The sequence below is a fragment of the Halomonas sp. ND22Bw genome (genome assembly GCF_003011945.1).
GTDB lineage: Bacteria > Pseudomonadota > Gammaproteobacteria > Pseudomonadales > Halomonadaceae > Halomonas > Halomonas halophila.
The window spans coordinates 1-267 of the sequence record NZ_PXWD01000982.1 but is presented as its reverse complement, the minus strand read 5'-3'; the positions used below and the strand labels follow the sequence as shown (position 1 = coordinate 267).

The 267-nt window shown below is 73.0% G+C and carries 1 protein-coding gene; it reads left to right on the top strand.

The genetic code is table 11. The annotated features are described in order from the left end of the window. Positions 1-9 precede the first annotated feature (9 nt). Entirely contained in the window at positions 10-162 is a 153-nt protein-coding gene (locus tag CVH10_RS21105; RefSeq protein WP_369335938.1) for a DUF188 domain-containing protein, read from the top strand. Positions 163-267 lie beyond the last annotated feature (105 nt).

Here is a 267-nt window from a genome sequence, read left to right as displayed (position 1 = left end):
GGGATCGGGATGGCGCTCGCAACCCGCAACCTGATGCAGGATCTGCGCGAGGCCGGCGCGATCACCGGTGGGCCGAAGCCATTCTCGGCCCGCGACCGCTCCGCGTTCCTCGGGGCCCTCGACCGCACCGTCATGCGGCTGAAGCGGGGCGGGTTCGGCTAGTCATCGTCGACCGACCCGGTCGAGACGCCGCGATGCGCCGTGCCGCTCGGCCTAGAGGCCGGCTGCGGCCTTGAGCGCCGCGTTGATGCGGTCCTGCCAGCCGGG